Annotated in this window: 19 protein-coding genes; 6 read left to right on the forward strand and 13 right to left on the reverse strand. The window is 62.7% G+C overall.

The window, feature by feature from the left end:
- Positions 1–3: 3 nt before the first annotated feature.
- Both lptM and argH read right to left on the reverse strand, forming a co-directional pair.
- Positions 4–288 (reverse strand): LPS translocon maturation chaperone LptM, encoded by a 285-nt coding sequence (lptM, locus tag AC1DUY_RS22750; protein ID WP_478117306.1) that lies wholly within the window; start codon positions 286–288, stop codon positions 4–6.
- Positions 289–380: 92 nt separating this feature from the next.
- Positions 381–1,778, reverse strand: a complete 1,398-nt coding sequence (gene argH / locus AC1DUY_RS22755; RefSeq protein ID WP_478117636.1) for an argininosuccinate lyase — start codon at positions 1,776–1,778, stop codon at positions 381–383.
- A 141-nt stretch (positions 1,779–1,919) separates the two neighbouring features.
- On the opposite strand from argH, the gene tlpA reads away from it, so the two are divergent.
- The 3 genes from tlpA to AC1DUY_RS22770 all read left to right on the forward strand — a co-directional run bounded on the left by tlpA (position 1,920) and on the right by AC1DUY_RS22770 (position 3,497).
- Entirely contained in the window at positions 1,920–2,594 is a 675-nt protein-coding gene (gene tlpA, locus AC1DUY_RS22760) for a thiol:disulfide interchange protein TlpA (RefSeq protein WP_246297386.1), read from the forward strand.
- A 146-nt stretch (positions 2,595–2,740) separates the two neighbouring features.
- Entirely contained in the window at positions 2,741–3,100 is a 360-nt protein-coding gene (locus tag AC1DUY_RS22765; RefSeq protein ID WP_478117309.1) for a DUF1428 domain-containing protein, read from the forward strand.
- 19 nt (positions 3,101–3,119) lie between these two features.
- Positions 3,120–3,497 carry a VOC family protein gene (locus AC1DUY_RS22770; protein ID WP_478117311.1) on the forward strand — a complete coding sequence of 126 codons (378 nt, stop codon included), beginning with the start codon at positions 3,120–3,122 and terminating at the stop codon, positions 3,495–3,497.
- A gap of 41 nt (positions 3,498–3,538) precedes the next feature.
- Here AC1DUY_RS22770 and AC1DUY_RS22775 read toward each other — a convergent pair whose 3' ends face one another.
- The gene (locus AC1DUY_RS22775) at positions 3,539–4,753 is read right to left on the reverse strand and encodes an MFS transporter (protein WP_089267618.1); all 1,215 of its coding nucleotides are present in this window, start codon (positions 4,751–4,753) and stop codon (positions 3,539–3,541) included.
- A gap of 68 nt (positions 4,754–4,821) precedes the next feature.
- On the opposite strand from AC1DUY_RS22775, the gene AC1DUY_RS22780 reads away from it, so the two are divergent.
- Positions 4,822–5,790: an AraC family transcriptional regulator gene (locus AC1DUY_RS22780; RefSeq protein ID WP_478117313.1), complete on the forward strand. Its 969-nt coding sequence runs from the start codon at positions 4,822–4,824 to the stop codon at positions 5,788–5,790.
- A 17-nt stretch (positions 5,791–5,807) separates the two neighbouring features.
- On the opposite strand, the gene AC1DUY_RS22785 is transcribed toward AC1DUY_RS22780, so the two are convergent.
- Positions 5,808–6,002, reverse strand: coding sequence for a putative motility protein (locus AC1DUY_RS22785; protein ID WP_093757402.1), 195 nt, complete (start codon positions 6,000–6,002; stop codon positions 5,808–5,810).
- Positions 6,003–6,074: 72 nt separating this feature from the next.
- A complete protein-coding gene (locus AC1DUY_RS22790) occupies positions 6,075–6,926 on the reverse strand; it encodes a LysR family transcriptional regulator (protein ID WP_478117315.1) in 852 nt (283 codons plus the stop codon).
- A 109-nt stretch (positions 6,927–7,035) separates the two neighbouring features.
- Here AC1DUY_RS22790 and AC1DUY_RS22795 point away from each other — a divergent pair, with 109 nt between their 5' ends.
- Complete coding sequence (locus tag AC1DUY_RS22795) at positions 7,036–7,419, forward strand: tautomerase family protein (protein ID WP_439059914.1); 384 nt, start codon at positions 7,036–7,038, stop codon at positions 7,417–7,419.
- Positions 7,420–7,698: 279 nt separating this feature from the next.
- Here the strand turns inward: AC1DUY_RS22795 and AC1DUY_RS22800 are convergent, their stop codons facing one another.
- The 5 genes from AC1DUY_RS22800 to AC1DUY_RS22820 all read right to left on the reverse strand — a co-directional run bounded on the left by AC1DUY_RS22800 (position 7,699) and on the right by AC1DUY_RS22820 (position 11,371).
- Positions 7,699–8,580 carry a 3-hydroxybutyryl-CoA dehydrogenase gene (locus AC1DUY_RS22800; RefSeq protein ID WP_089267834.1) on the reverse strand — a complete coding sequence of 294 codons (882 nt, stop codon included), beginning with the start codon at positions 8,578–8,580 and terminating at the stop codon, positions 7,699–7,701.
- 167 nt (positions 8,581–8,747) lie between these two features.
- Positions 8,748–9,683, reverse strand: a complete 936-nt coding sequence (locus AC1DUY_RS22805; RefSeq protein WP_478117318.1) for an electron transfer flavoprotein subunit alpha/FixB family protein — start codon at positions 9,681–9,683, stop codon at positions 8,748–8,750.
- On the reverse strand, positions 9,683–10,432 hold the full coding sequence (locus AC1DUY_RS22810) for an electron transfer flavoprotein subunit beta/FixA family protein (RefSeq protein ID WP_478117320.1): 750 nt from the start codon (positions 10,430–10,432) through the stop codon (positions 9,683–9,685). Before AC1DUY_RS22810 ends, AC1DUY_RS22805 begins: the two co-directional genes overlap by 1 nt.
- Before the next feature lie 138 nt (positions 10,433–10,570).
- Complete coding sequence (locus AC1DUY_RS22815) at positions 10,571–11,143, reverse strand: cob(I)yrinic acid a,c-diamide adenosyltransferase (RefSeq protein WP_478117322.1); 573 nt, start codon at positions 11,141–11,143, stop codon at positions 10,571–10,573.
- A 33-nt stretch (positions 11,144–11,176) separates the two neighbouring features.
- Complete coding sequence (locus AC1DUY_RS22820; RefSeq protein ID WP_068730376.1) at positions 11,177–11,371, reverse strand: twin transmembrane helix small protein; 195 nt, start codon at positions 11,369–11,371, stop codon at positions 11,177–11,179.
- A 199-nt stretch (positions 11,372–11,570) separates the two neighbouring features.
- Between AC1DUY_RS22820 and AC1DUY_RS22825 the strand changes: the two genes are divergently transcribed.
- Positions 11,571–12,431, forward strand: a complete 861-nt coding sequence (locus AC1DUY_RS22825; RefSeq protein WP_210269064.1) for a YihY/virulence factor BrkB family protein — start codon at positions 11,571–11,573, stop codon at positions 12,429–12,431.
- Here the strand turns inward: AC1DUY_RS22825 and AC1DUY_RS22830 are convergent.
- The 3 genes from AC1DUY_RS22830 to AC1DUY_RS22840 form a co-directional block, all read right to left on the reverse strand.
- Positions 12,358–13,620, reverse strand: coding sequence for an ATP-binding protein (locus AC1DUY_RS22830; RefSeq protein ID WP_478117324.1), 1,263 nt, complete (start codon positions 13,618–13,620; stop codon positions 12,358–12,360). The genes AC1DUY_RS22825 and AC1DUY_RS22830 overlap by 74 nt on opposite strands.
- 101 nt (positions 13,621–13,721) lie before the next feature.
- Positions 13,722–14,609: a tRNA glutamyl-Q(34) synthetase GluQRS gene (gene gluQRS, locus AC1DUY_RS22835; RefSeq protein ID WP_478117326.1), complete on the reverse strand. Its 888-nt coding sequence runs from the start codon at positions 14,607–14,609 to the stop codon at positions 13,722–13,724.
- An 11-nt stretch (positions 14,610–14,620) separates the two neighbouring features.
- The gene (locus AC1DUY_RS22840) at positions 14,621–15,514 is read right to left on the reverse strand and encodes a LysR family transcriptional regulator (RefSeq protein ID WP_093757408.1); all 894 of its coding nucleotides are present in this window, start codon (positions 15,512–15,514) and stop codon (positions 14,621–14,623) included.
- Between the last annotated feature and the right edge of the window lie 106 nt (positions 15,515–15,620).

Below are 15,620 nucleotides of genomic sequence, written 5' to 3' on the forward strand. Positions count from 1 at the left end.
GAGTTAGTCCAGGATCGGATCGAGCAGGAACGGCTTCTTGCGACCACGGGTCGCCGCCGGCGGGCCCTCATCAACACCGTTCGAGGGCGCGAACACGTCCCTGCCCTTGTTGGCAGCCGACTGTGCATCGGGATCCGATGCCGGAGCGCCGGTGCCCATCGGCTGCGCGGACGCCTGTGGCGGCAGATCGAGGCCGCCTTTACGGCCGCAGCCAGCCAGCGCCAAAGCAGAAACGGTCAGAACGAGAATGGCCCATCGCGCGGACGCAGGGCGGGTCGGACGAGTCACAGCTAAATCCCCAAATGCGGGCGCACCATACAAAGATTGCCGCGCTCTGGCGAGACCCCGAAATCCATTGAATTTTCGCACGCCAAGCCCGATCAGCCCAATTTCCGCTCTTTTTCCAGTCGCTTGAGCCAGGCCTTCGCCTGCGACGTCACATTCTTCGGCGCCGTGCCGCCATAGCTGACCCGGCTCTTCACCGACGATTCCACCGACAGCACCTTCATCACTTCTGCCGTGATCTTCGGTTCCACCGCCTGCATTTCCTTCAGGTCGAGCTCGTGCAACGCCACGCCCTTCTTGGTGGCGACGCCGACGATCCGGCCGGTGACGTGATGCGCCTCGCGGAACGGCATTTTCAGCGTCCGTACCAGCCAGTCCGCCAGATCGGTGGCGGTGGCATAGCCCTCGCCGGCAGCAAGCTTCATGCGCTCCTCATTGGGCACGAGATCGCGGACCATGCCGGCAATCGCGCGGATCGCCAGCGATAGCGCCGAATAGGCTTCCATCGCGCCCGCTTTGTCCTCCTGCATGTCCTTCTGATAGGCCAGCGGCAGGCCCTTCATGACAATCAACAATCCGGTGAGCGAGCCGATCACGCGGCCGGTCTTGGCGCGGACCAGTTCGGCCGCATCCGGATTGCGCTTCTGCGGCATGATCGAGGAGCCGGTGGTGAACTTGTCCGAAAGCCTGACGAGACCGACCAGCGGCGAGGTCCAGATCACGATCTCCTCGGCGAAGCGCGACAGATGCACGGCGGCGATGGAGGCCGCCGACAGTGTCTCCAGCACAAAGTCGCGATCCGACACCGCATCGAGCGAATTCGCCATCGGGCGATCGAAGCCCAGCGCCTTGGCTGTGGCATGGCGATCGATCGGGAATGAGGTACCGGCCAGCGCAGCGGCGCCGAGCGGGCTTTCATTGAGGCGCTTGCGCGCATCGGCGAAGCGGCCGCGATCGCGCGACACCATTTCCACATAGGCCAGCAGATGATGACCGAAGGTCACCGGCTGCGCGGTCTGCAGATGGGTGAAGCCAGGCATGACCGTGCCGGCATGCTCCAGCGCGCGATCGACCAGTGCCCCTTGCAGTGACGCGAAGGCCGCGTCGATCTCGTCGATCGTATCGCGCACGAACAAGCGGAAATCGGTCGCCACCTGATCATTGCGCGAACGCGCGGTATGCAGGCGGCCGGAGGCCGGACCGATCAGCTCGCCGAGCCGGCTCTCCACATTCATGTGAATGTCTTCGAGCGCACGCTTGAATGTGAACGCCCCCTTGGTGATCTCTGACAGGATCGTGTCTAGACCGCCTGCGATATTTTTCGCATCTTTCGCGGTGATAATCCCTTGCTTGGCAAGCATCGCAGCATGGGCCTTGGACGCGGTAATGTCCTGGGCATAGAGGTGGCGATCGACGTCGATGGAGACATTGATTTCCTCCATGATGGCGTCGGGGCTTTCATCGAACAGCCCGCCCCACATCTTGTTGCTCACATTGGAGCCCTTACCGTCATTGCTGGACTTGCCGTTGCCCTTGCGCGAAGCCATGAATTGTCACTCATCTTTAACCGCAGCCGACGGATCGTCCGTCGCCAACCGTTGCATAGCCCTAACTGAGACCGAATGACAAACCCTATGCCCGACCAGCCTGCCCCCCGTCCGGCCAAACGCCGCCTGATCGTGCTTGGCGCGGTGCTCGTGGGCGCCGTGATCGGCTTTGCCGCGGTATCCAATATGGATCGGCTGCGGCAACAGGCTGCGCCGGGCGATCCAACCTGTGCACCGGCCATAGCGCTGTCGAAGAAGATCGAGCCGCTGGCGCGCGGCGAAGTCGCCGGCCTGACCATGGCCAGGACGCCGCTGAAACTGCCGGACCTCGCTTTCAGGGATGCCGATGGCCAGGAGAAGAAGCTGTCCGACTGGCGCGGCCGGACGGTGCTGGTGAACCTGTGGGCCACCTGGTGCGTGCCCTGCCGCAAGGAAATGCCGGCGCTGAACAACCTCGAGACCAAGCTCGGCGGCCCGGATTTCCAGGTCGTGGCAATCAATATCGACACCCGCGACGCCGAGAAGCCGAAGGCTTTCCTGAAAGACGGCGGCCTCAACCGGCTGGATTATTTCACCGACACCTCAGCCAAGGTGTTCCAGGACCTCAAGGGCATCGGCCGTGCACTGGGTATGCCGACCTCGGTGCTGATCGACGGCAAGGGCTGCGAGATCGCGACCATCGCCGGCCCCGCCGAATGGGACAGCGAAGATGCCATCAAGCTGCTGAAAGCGGCGGTGAAGCCCGCCGCGGCCAGTTTCTGAAGACCACGGCACTGCGACATACGGCCGCCCGCGCGGATCGCAAAATTCTCCAGAATGCTGTCGGATGAACGCAATTGCGTTCGTCTTGAAAACAACCGGGCCACGCGCGCCCGGCGCCGACACATGACAGCAGGGAGAAACGACCAATGGCCTATATCGACGGATTCCTCGTTCCGGTGCCGAAGAAGAAGCTGAAAGCCTATGCCGCCATCGCGCGCAAGGCCGGCAAAATCTGGCGCGAATACGGCGCACTCGACTATCAGGAATGTGTCGCCGATGACGTCAGCGTCGGCAAATGGACATCGTTCCCGCGCAGCGTGAAACTGAAACCCGACGAGACCGTTGTGTTTTCCTATATCATCTACAAGACGCGCAAAGAGCGCGACCGCATCAACGCCAAAGTGATGAAGGATCCGCGCCTCGCCAAGATGATGGATCCGAAGGCGATGCCGTTCGATGCCAAGCGCATGATCTATGGTGGCTTCAAGACGCTGGTTTCAGTCTGACGCAACAACGGAGGACGCCATGACGCCGCACGGTCATTTCAACTGGAATGAATTCGTGACGCGCGATCCCGAGCGCGCGAAAGCCTTCTATCAGGAGACCATCGGCTGGACCTATCAGGCCAAGAAGCTGGCGGGCGGCGGCATCTACTGGATCGCAATGATGGACAATGTGCCGGTCGGCGGCATCTTCCACGCGGAAGGCCCGGGCTACGAGAATGTACCCGATGGCTGGATGCCGTATCTCGCGGTCGACGATGTCGATGCGCGTGTGAAGAAAGCCGTCGCGACCGGCGCGACGCTGATGCGGCCGGTATTCGACATTCCCGATGTCGGCCGGCTCGCAATCCTGCTGCAGCCCGGCGGTGCCGGGATCGGCTGGATCACACCGGTCGCGTAAGAGAAGCCGGGAGGCAGCAGGCTGCTGCCTCCCTTCGCGCTTCAGGCCGGCACTTCGCCGCCGCTGCGCGACAGCAACACGAGCAGCGCGCCCGCCAGTGTCGCCGCTGCGAGATAACCAACGGCACCGAACGGGCCAAAACCGTCGACAAGAATGCCGCCAACGACGGCGCCAACCGTGATCGCGACCTGGAATGCCGAGACGAGCAGGCCGCCCGCAGATTCGGCTTCGTCAGATGCGACCCGCACCATCCATGTCTGGAAGCCAACCGGCAGCACACCGAACGCAAAACCCCAGAGGCCAACTGCGATGCCCGCGACAAGGCCCGAAGCGCCAAAGACAAACAGCACCAGCGCGAGCACGGCGATCGCCGCAGATCCCGTGACGATCGCAAGTTTCGCACTACGGGCGACAAGCACCCCGCCCGCGAAATTGCCGAAGAAACCGCCAACGCCATAAGCCAGCAGGACGAGCGAGATCGCAGTGACCGGAAGCTGCGGCACTTGTTCGAGGAAATGCCGGACGTAAGTGAAGCCGGCGAAGTGGCCCGAGATACTGACGGCGATTGCGATCATCACAAGCCGGACACTGGGCCGACGCATCAGCACGAACAGCGTGCGCACATCCGGTGATGTGAGCGGCGGCAAGCGCGGCAGCGTCAGCACCTGAAAGACGAGCACGACGGCGCCGACAGCGGCCGCCAGCAAGAACACGTTCCGCCAGCCCCACAGATCTCCAAGATATGCACCGATGGGCGCAGCGCTGACGGTGGCGATCGAAACGCCACTGAAAATCAGCGAGATCGCGCGCGGCAGCGCCTCCGCCGGAACAAGCCGCATCGCGGTGGCCGTTGCCATTGCCCAAAAGCCGCTGAGACTGATGCCGAGCAGCACGCGGGCAAGCAACAGGATCGGCAGGTTGCTTGCGGTAGCTGACAGCAGATTGGACACGATCAGCAGCACTGTGAGCGACCACAGGACGACGCGACGATCCATGGCGCGTGTCACAATGGCTGTCGCAAGTCCGGCGATGATCCCGACAAGGGAGGTCGCCGTCACCACCTGCCCGGCAGCGCCAACCGAGACCCCGAGATCCGTGGCGATCGGCGTGAGCAGGCTCGCGGGCAGGAATTCAGCCGTGACCTGGCTGAACGCGCCAAGCATCAAGGAGACAACAGCCGCCCAGGCTGCGTTCGTCCGCTCATTGGTTATTGGAGAAACATCGGCATCAAGTGCGGCAGTGGCGGAATCAGTCATGGCAGTCTCCAGCAGGGACCCCGGAGATGGAGGTGACCTCCTGGAGTTTCCATGCTAGAAAACCCGCAATGCTTGATCATTCGTCCACAACTGTCGCCACTCACCCCCTGACCGAAATGCTCCGGGGCTTGAAGATTGAGGGCGTCGATTACGTCCGCTGCCGCATGACCGAGCCATGGGGGCTGGTATTCCCGGCACGGCCGAAGGCACAATTCCACTTCGTCGCCGAACGCGGCTGCTGGCTGCGAACTCTGGATAACGCGTGGGTCCGCCTTGAACCAGGTGATGCGGTCTTGCTGCCGCGCGGCGCGGAACATGCGCTGGCGAGCTCGCCCGATGCCTTCCCGGCACCGGTCGAGAATTGCCAGTTCGAACCGGTTTGCTGCGGCATCCTCGACACCTGCAGCGGCGGCAACAGCAATGGCGAAGAGACCGTGCTGTTCGGTGCCGGCATGACCTTCAACCTCGACAGCCAGCATCCGTTACTTCTGATGATGCCTGAGCTGATGCAGATGCACGAACTTGCCACCGACGAGCCCGCCATCCCGCATCTGCTTGAGGCCATGACGTCCGAACTGGCGCTGGATCGCGTCGGTGCCGGCGGCATGCTGACGCGGCTGGCCGACGTTGTCGCCGCTGCACTGATCCGCAACTGGGTGGAGAAGGGCTGCGGCTCTGCCGGCTGGGTCGCGGCAGCGCGCGATCCCGGTATCGGCCGGGTTCTCGCTGCGATCCATCGCGACCCGACCAGGGATTGGACCGTCGAGGCGCTGGCCAACGTCATGCATGCGTCACGCTCGGCATTTGCGTTGCGCTTCGCCAATGTCGTCGGCCAGACACCGGCCCGTTACGTCGCGCAATTGCGGATGCAGGAAGCAAAGCAGTGGCTCACTCGCGACCGCTTGAAGATCGCGGTCGTCGCACGTCGGCTTGGCTATGAATCGGAAGCCGCGTTCAGCCGCGCCTTCAAGCGCATCATTGGCGCGCCACCGAGCCATTTTCGCGCGACACTGACTGCTGCTTCCAAAGAGCAGTAGCCAGGTTCGACAGCGCCTTAGGCGGCGATATCGACGTTGCCGCCGACGCCCGCGCCGAGATTGGCCTGCGAGGCCTGCTGCGCGCCACCGAGCAGCGTGAGCACAGTGTTCTTTTCCATGTCGGCATTCGACTTCATGATCGAGGTCGAAATCTGCTGCTGCGTTCCCGCTGCCTTCATGGCAAGCGCGCTGGCAACCAAAGCCATATCCATCAGAAACACTCCGTAACGTCGTACCGCCGGTATAGCGATGCGGGGTTAACGAATGTTGACCTCGTGCAACAATCAGCCAGCATTCGCCCGAAATGCTGCGCCCAGTGTGCGCAGCGCGCCGCGCGCCCTCGCATCGGTGAGGCTGGAATGCAGCATCGTCTCGGCATCCTGCAATTTCGGCAGACCGAGGCGCGGACCGAGATCGATGCTGCCAGCGGGAGCAACACGGCGGACCAGCGCACCAACGGCGAGACCGGCGGAGATCGCCGCGCCGATGGTCGCAACACCGCCGCCAACGAAGGCTTCAGTCCACGGAATGCCAGCCCCATCGAGCGCCGCAATCGCCGCCGAACGGACCGTACATGGCGCGGACTGCGCCGCGAGTCGCAGCGGCTCACCGGGCGCGTGCCGAAAATCCAGTGTGCCCATCCAGCCAAATGGTTCTTCCATCAAGACCTCGCCGTCACCACGTCGCCTGTCGACCCGCAACACGATCGCCGCGTCGAGATCGCCAGCGTCATAGGCTGACAGCAGGACCCGCGATGACTCGATCCGCAATTCGATCACCAGGGACGGATCGGTCGCGCTCATACGTTTCAACACGTCGGCAAGATCGGCGCCGACGAGATGATGGCTGATCCCCACCACGAGACGCCGCCGCTCCGCAGCGAATGAGCCCATCGCCGACTGATGCGCCGCGACGAGATTTCGCGCGGAGGCCAGAAAAGCCGCTCCCTCCGACGACAGGCGCACCAGCCGCGGCGTTCGCTCCAGCAGGCGCTTGCCCAGCCCGCTTTCCAGCCGCTTGATCTTCAGGCTGATCGCCGACTGCGTGCTTCCCATCGCCTCGGCGGCGCGGGTGAAGCTGGTGAGATCGGCCACCAGCACGAAGGCCTGCACGGCCTCGATATCGAGCGCTTTCATCGGCCAATCATTTCAATCTGACATCATTGAAATATTATTTCATACGATTTTCCAATGATCAATATGGGATTAGGTTTGTTGGATCGGATTTGAACGACAGGAGACCACCATGCCGCTGGTTCGCATTTCACTGAAGAAGGGCAAGCCCGCCGCCTATCGGGAGGCGATCGCCGAAGGCGTCTATCAGGCGCTGCGCGAGACCTTCAACGTCCCGGAGGGCGACCGTTTCGTCACCATCTCGGAGCACGAGGATGGCACTTTCATCTATGATCCGAATTATCTCGGCATTCGCCGGACCGATGACCTCGTCATCATCCAGCTCACGGTCAGCAACACCCGCCCGCGTGAGCAGAAGCAGGCGCTCTACAAACGGATCGTCGAGAAGCTGACTGACAGACCGGGCCTGCGGCCCGAAGACGTCTTCATCAACCTCGTCGAGGTGCTGCCGGAGAACTGGTCGTTCGGCCATGGCGTGGCGCAGTACGTGACATGATTACGCAGCGCGAGACATTGATGGCGCATCTGTGCGGAGTCGGGATGGGCATGGCGATGATCGTCGGGATGGTGCCGGCGACGGTGAGCCTGATGCGGATGTTGATTTAACTAGGCCGCGAGGCCAACCACACACACCGTCGTCCTCGCGGGCAGCGCGAAGCAAGCTTCGCTGGATGACCCGCGGATCCATCCTTCTTCCTTGCATGCGTAAAGGTGGATTGCCGGGTCAAGCCCGGCAATGACAGCGTTCTATCTTAAAAAAGACGAGCGCTTCGCCTTAGCGCGTCGGGATCGGCTTCTCGCCGCGATAGTCGTAGAAACCGCGCTGGGTCTTGCGACCGAGCCAGCCGGCTTCGACATATTTCACCAGCAGCGGGCACGGTCGATACTTGGAGTCGGCAAGGCCTTCATGCAGCACCTGCATGATCGACAGACACGTATCGAGGCCAATGAAATCGGCGAGTTCGAGCGGCCCCATCGGGTGATGCGCACCGAGCTTCATCGCCGCATCGATGGCTTCGACATTGCCGACGCCTTCATACAGCGTGTAGATCGCCTCGTTGATCATCGGCAAAAGAATACGATTGACGATGAAGGCCGGGAAATCTTCCGAGACGGCGATCTGCTTGCCGAGCCTCGTGACGAAGTCCTTGGACGCATCGAAGGTCGCGTCATCGGTGGCAATGCCGCGGATCAGTTCGACCAGCTCCATCAACGGCACCGGATTCATGAAGTGAATGCCGATGAATTTTTCGGGACGGTCGGTCGACGCGGCGAGGCGCGTGATCGAGATCGACGATGTGTTGGAGGCGATGATTGCCTCCGGCTTCAACACGGCGCAGAGATCGTGGAAGATCTTGCGCTTGATCTCTTCCTTCTCGACGGCGGATTCGATCACGAGATCGCAATCGGCAAGGCCGTCCATCGTGTCCGACGAGGTGATGCGATCCAGCGCGGCCTTGCGTGCATCCTCGGTGATGACCTTCTTCGACACCTGACGCGACAGGTTGCCGTTGATCGTCGCCATGGCAGACTTCAGGCGGTCGGCAGAGACATCGTTCAGCACAACTTCGAGGCCGCCCAATGCAGCCACATGCGCAATGCCATTGCCCATCTGGCCCGAGCCGATCACGCCGACTTTCTTGATCATAACCGCCATCTTGCTTGTCATCTCTGGGAACACGCCGCCCGCGCATGCCGCGTTCGGAAAGCTATCTTTACATAAAATATCGGCCGGAGTCAGTCACTCCGGCCGATGTCGTTAATTGAGGCGCAAAGCCCTAATTCAGCAAGGCCTTATTTGCCAAATCCTTGCCTGCCGGGCCTCTACTTGCCGAGTGCTTCGGTCAGCTCCGGCACGGCCTGGTAGAGGTCGGCGACCAGGCCGTAATCGGCGACCTGGAAGATCGGCGCGTCTTCGTCCTTGTTGATCGCGACGATCACCTTGGAGTCCTTCATACCGGCGAGATGCTGGATCGCGCCGGAAATGCCGATGGCGATATACAGCTCCGGAGCCACGACCTTGCCGGTCTGGCCGACCTGCCAGTCGTTCGGGGCATAACCGGCATCCACCGCGGCGCGCGAGGCGCCGACACCGGCGCCGAGCTTGTCGGCAAGCGGCTCGATGTATTTGGTGAAGTTCTCGCGGCTCTGCATGGCGCGGCCACCGGAGACGATGATCTTCGCCGAGGTCAGTTCCGGACGATCGCTCTTGGCCATGTCCTCGCCGACGAAGGTCGACAGACCGGGATTCTCGGCCGTCTTGGCGTCTTCCACCGCCGCGCTGCCGCCTTCACCGGCTGCACCGAAGGTCGAGGTACGCACCGTAATGACCTTCTTGGCGTCCTTGGACTTCACGGTCTGGATCGCGTTACCGGCGTAGATCGGACGCTCATAGGTGTCGGGCGCAATCACCTTGGTGATTTCCGACACCTGCATCACGTCGAGCAGGGCGGCGACGCGCGGCATCACGTTCTTCGAGCGCGTGGTCGCAGCGGCGATCAGCACGTCATAGGCAGGGGCCAGCGACACGATCAGCGCGGCCAGCGGCTCGGCGAGATCATGGGCATAAGAGGCGTCGTCGGCGAGCAGCACCTTGGTGACGCCCTGCAGCTTGGCGGCAGCTTCCGCAGCCGGCTTCGCATTCTGGCCGGCAACGAGGATATGTACCTCGCCGCCGATCTGGGTCGCGGCGGTGAGCGCCTTGTTGGTGGAATCCTTCAGGGTGGCGTTGTCGTGATCGGCAAGCAGCAATGTCGGCATTAGAGCACCCCGGCTTCAGTCTTGAGTTTCGATACCAGTTCGGCGACGTCCTTGACCTTGACGCCGGCCTTGCGGCCGCCCGGTTCGCTGGTCTTGATGATCTCGAGACGCGGAGAAATATCGACGCCGTAACCATCGGCGGTCTTCTCGTCGATCGGCTTCTTCTTCGCCTTCATGATGTTCGGCAGCGATGCGTAACGCGGCTCGTTCAGACGAAGATCGGTGGTAACGATCGCCGGTCCCTTGAGCTTGACGGTCTGCAGACCGCCGTCGACTTCACGGGTCACGGTGACGTCGTCGCCTTCAACAACCAGCTTGTTGGCGAAGGTCGCCTGCGGCCAGCCGAGCAGCGCGGCCAGCATCTGGCCGGTCTGGTTGGCGTCGTCGTCGATCGCCTGCTTGCCGAGGATCACCAGGCCGGGCTTTTCCTCATCGGCGACAGCCCTGAGGATCTTCGCCACGGCGAGCGGCTCGACGGTGCCTTCAACCTTGACGAGGATGCCACGGTCCGCGCCCATCGCGAGGCCGGTGCGGAGGGTTTCGGACGCCTGTGCGGGACCGATCGAGACCACGACCACCTCGGTTGCCTTGCCGGCCTCTTTCAGGCGCAGGGCTTCCTCGACAGCGATTTCGTCGAACGGATTCATCGACATCTTGACGTTGGACAGTTCGACGCCCGATCCGTCGCTCTTGACGCGAACCTTGACGTTGTAATCGACCACCCGTTTGACCGCGACCAGAACCTTCATCGATCCTCTTTCGTGTGAGTTTTATTGTTTCAGAGCTTGCTCGGAAGCTTGGGCGCGGAACCTAAAGCCCCTGCCACACGGGGTCAACGCGCCAGACCCTAAAATCGAGTATCTCTAGGCCAGCCGATTTAGCCGAAATTACCGGTTCTGGCCGGGCACCCAGAGCACATCGCCGGCGCCATTGTCGTTCTGCGAGCGGCTGGCGACGAAGAGGAAGTCCGACAGCCGGTTCATATACTGGATACCAGCGTCCGAGACCGGCTCATCGGGCTGGGCGGCGAGTTCCACTATGATCCGTTCCGCACGACGGCAGATTGTCCGGGCTACATGAAGGTGAGCGGCGGCTGGAGTTCCGCCAGGCAAAACAAACGAGGTCAGATCAGTCAGCGGCGCGTTGAGCATGTCAATATCGTTCTCCAACCGCTCGACCTGACTCGCCAGCAGGCGCAGCCGCTCGGCCTTGCCCTCGCGCTGCGGAACCGCGAGATCGGCCCCGAGATCGAACAGATCGTTCTGGATCAGCCCGAGCATCGCATCTAGGGACCGCGCATGGGCGAGATGCAGTCGCACCACGCCGATCGCGGCATTGGTCTCATCCACGGTTCCATAGGCGCTGACGCGGAGATCGTATTTCGGTCGACGTTCGCCGGTGCCGAGGGCCGTCGTGCCGTCATCGCCGGTGCGGGTGTAGATGCGGTTGAGAACGACCATCGAATTGATCCAGCGCCAGTTAAGGAATTTGCGTCAGCGGCCCATCGCCCAGACGGTGGCCATAGTGAGGATAATGGCGACGAATTGCAGCACCACGCGCCACCGCATCAGCTTCTGCGAGCGATCAGGCGAGCCGCCGCGCATCATGTTGAACAGGCCAAGCAGCAGGACCAGCGCAACGGCGCCGACCGCGATGGGGAGGATAATATTGCTGAGCGTTGACGTCATATCAGCTACATAACACTGCGCCACAGGCTGCGCTATCGCCGACCGTCAAAATGGCACAGCGGTCACGCGCGCGCCGCAATGCAACGATCTGGCTTTTTCGCGTTAGATATCAGAAGCTAACATGAGGGCCGGTGATTTGCCGGGCCGATCCCGGACCAGGTGGCACGTGGGGCAGATACGCACCGTCTACGATGTTGTGATGGACGCCTTCTATACGTTTCTTGCCGATGACGGCTGGGCGATCGCCAGCCATATCGCCCTCTCCACCCTGATGGCGCTGTTTCCGTTCCTGATCGTGCTGGCCTCGCTGGCCGGCTTTTTCGGCTCCAAGAATCTCGCCGATCAGGCCGTCGGCCTGCTGCTGGAGGTCTGGCCCGATCAGGTGGCGGGCGCCCTGTCCTCGCAGATCCACGACGTGCTGACCACTACCCGCGGCGATGCGCTGACCATCGGTCTCGTGCTCGCAGTGTATTTCGCCTCCAACGGCGTCGAGAGCCTGCGCGTCGCGCTGAACCGCGCATACTCGGTGATCGAGCTGCGGCGCTGGTACTGGCTGCGGCTGGAGTCGATCGGCTACACGCTGGTCGCCGCCGTCACCGCGCTGGCCATGGCGTTCCTGATCGTGCTCGGCCCGCTGATGCTGGAAATCGTGAGGCGCTATGTCCCGCTGATGGTGGAGAACAACGAGCGGCTGCTGACGGTGGCGCGTTACGGCATCACCATCGTCGCCATGGTGATCGCATTATTCATCCTGCATGTGTGGCTGCCGGCAGGCCGCCGCACCTTCAGTCAGATCCTGCCGGGCATCATCTTCACGATGCTGGCGTCGCTGGCCTCGGGTATCGGTTTCGGTCTTTATCTGGCGCGCTTCGCCAACAACTACGTGACGATGTATGCCGGCCTGGCGTCGGTGATCATCGCGCTGGTGTTTCTGTACTTTATTGCGGCGATCTTCGTGTTCGGCGGCGAACTCAATGCCGCCATCATCAAGTCGCGGTTGCCCCACGGCGTCTCGCTTCAAGCAGCGCAGTCGCTAGCGCCCGCGGAGACACCGGTTTGATCAGGAACGCGTCGGCGCCCGCCTGACGCGATGCGGCTTCATCTTCACTGCGACCGGACACGCCAATGATCGCGACGTGGCCATGCGGCGCCCTCAGCGCACGAATCTGCCGGATCGCCTCGACGCCATCGATACCCGGCAGCACCATGTCCATGAGCACCGCATCGAACGTGCCCTGCGCAACGCGCTCCGCCGCTGCTTCGCCACGACCGATGAACTCGGCCTGATGGCCGAGTTCGGTGAGAATGGCATTGAGCACGACACGACCGAACGGATTGTCCTCGACGCTCAAGACCCGCAGCGCCTGTCCCGGCGCAACAGAAGCATCATCGTCGCTCGACATGATGGCGATCGGACCATTCGTCTTGTCGAGGCCGACCGTCAGCGTGAACACTGTCCCACCACCGCGGCTCTGCGCCACAGTGATGTCGCCACCCATGGCGCGAGCGAGTTGTTTGACTGACGACAGGCCAAGGCCCGCACCGCCAAAACGCGACGCGATCGAGACATTGGCCTGCGAGAACGGTTTGAACAGCCGCTTGATCTCGGCCAGCGTGAGGCCGATGCCACTATCGGAGACGGTGAAGGATACGCCGACCTTGCCCGCCATGCGCACAGGCGAGACCTTCAGCGCCACATTGCCCTGCTCGGTAAATTTCACCGCATTGTCGATCAGATTTTCCAGCGCCGCGCGCAGCCGCACGGGATCGCCGATCACGAACACCGGCAGTCTGTCGGAGATCACGACCCGCGACAGCAGTCCCTTGGCAGCCGCGCGGCCCGCGAGCGAGTCGCCAATGTTGCGGGCAAGCGCGCGCAGATCGAAAAAATCCTGCCGCAGTTCGAATCTGGATTTGCTGCTGCGCGCGGCATCGACGAACAATGTCGCGAGACCCGCCAGATGTTCGGCGCCAGCCTTGATCGTCTCGACCCAGCGCCGCTCACGCTCGTCGAGATCGGAGGTGGCCAGCAGATCGCTGACCGCAAGAATGCCGGTCAACGGCGTGCGCACCTCATGGGCGAACACCGCCAGCGCGGTTTCCACCATCGTATCGGCACGCGGGGACCTGCGCTTGGCGCGCGGCTTCGATGCACGCTTCTTTGCCGCACGCTTCTTGGCCACGCGTTTTTTCAGCGTTTGCTTGGTGCGCGTCCGCATCTTGCGCGGAGAGCGCGATGTCAGCGCCATATGTTGCCCACCCGTCCCGGCGGCACCATGCCACGGCGAGGCGCGCGGAGTCACGCCGCGGCCCTGGTCCAGCTTGCGAATTTCTTGCGGCGCGCTTGCGGCTAACTTGCGGCAGACGGGTCAGGCAGCCCGACCATGCGGCGGATATCCGCTGGTGTAGTGCCCCCGGCTCGCAACTCACGCAGGCTGGTTGAGCCGGTCGATTTGGACAGTTTGGCGCCGGTGCCATCGCGCACCAGCGGGTGGTGCCGATAGACCGGTTGCGGCAGGCCGAGCAGTTGCTGCAGCAACCGGTGCACACTGGTCGACCAGAACAGATCCTGGCCGCGCACCACATGGGTCACCCCCTGCAGCGCATCATCGAGGACAACCGAGAGATGATAGCTGGTCGGTGTTTCCTTGCGGGCCAGGATCACATCGCCCCAGGCTTCCGGCTGCGCAGCAACGATACCCGTCTCGCCGCCCGGACCCGCCCCCCGCTCGGTCCATGTGAGCGGACCGCTGGCCGCAATGGCTCTGGCCATATCGAGCCGCAGCGCCATCGGGGCATCTGCCTGTTTGAGTTCGGCGACGGCCTGCGGCGACAACGATCTGGCAATGCCTGGATAGAGAGGCGCACCATCGGGATCGCGCGGCCATGAGCCTTTCGCTTCTTCGGCCGCGATCATGCGCGCGATCTCGGTGCGGCTCTCGAAGCTCGGATAGAGCAATCCCATGGCGGCGAGCCGCTCGGTCGCGGCGCGGTAGTCGGCAAAATGCTGCGACTGTCGCCGTACCGGCATCTCCCAGGCGATACCGAGCCAGGCGAGATCCTCGTAGATCGCCGCCTCGAATTCCGGCCGGCAGCGCGTGACATCGATATCCTCGATCCGCAGCAGCAACCGGCCACCGGCCTCGCGCGCCAGATCGAAATTCAGCAGCGCCGAAGCGGCGTGGCCGAGATGCAGATAACCATTGGGGCTGGGCGCGAAGCGAAAAACAGGAGCCATCGCAGGTTTCATTAAATGAGGTCGCGCGCAAAAGCACGCGTCAGCCAGTCCATGAACACGCGCACCCGCGGCGAGAGCTGGCGGTTGCGCGGATAGAGCAACGACACCGGCGACGGCGTCGGCGGATGTTGCGGCAATACCTCCACCAGCGTGCCACCGGCGAGTTCGCTCTTGACCCGATAACGCGGCACCTGCACCAGACCGAATCCGAGTTTCGCCATCGCCGCGTAGTTATCGGCACTGTTCACCGTGATCGCAACCGGCAACGTGACATAACGCAACGCGCCGTCGTCCTGAAATTCAAGCGGCAGCACCGCGCCCGTCGCCGACGAGTGATAGCCGACCATGCGATGACCTTTGAGCGCATCAATGGACAAAGGCACGCCGGTGCGCGCGAGATAGGACGGCGCGGCGCAGGTGACTTCGTCCATCATGGTCAGCCGCCGCGCCACCATATCGCTGTCGCGAAGCTCGCCGACACGTACCACGCAGTCGATGCCTTCACGGATCAGGTCGACCAACCGATCGCCCTCGCTGAGATAGAGCTGGATATCAGGATATTCGGCGAGAAAGTCCGGCAGATGCGGCAGCACGAAATTGCGCGCCAGCGTGCCATTCATATCCACCCGCAACGGCCCTTTCGGCTTGGCGCCGCAGAACGCGCTTTCGGCGTCTTCGAGATCGGCGATCAGCGTCAGGCAGCGCCGGTGATAGGCCTCGCCGTCCAGCGTCGGCCGCACCAGCCGCGTGGTGCGCTCAAGCAGCCGCACGCCGAGCCGCGCCTCGATCTGCTTGACGGCATCGGTCACGGTCGAACGCGGCAGGCCGAGATCCGCCGCCGCCGCCGTAAAGCTGCGCCGCTCCACCACCCGGGTGAACACCCGCATCGTCTCGAAACGGTCCATCTATTTGTTCGTTAAATCCGAATTGTGATGCCAGATAATGCATCATTATCCGGAAAATGGAATGGCCTAGATTTCTCCTATCAGAGCGGCACCGCTGCTCACCACA

The sequence above is a fragment of the Tardiphaga sp. P4_G1 genome, from assembly GCF_056401215.1.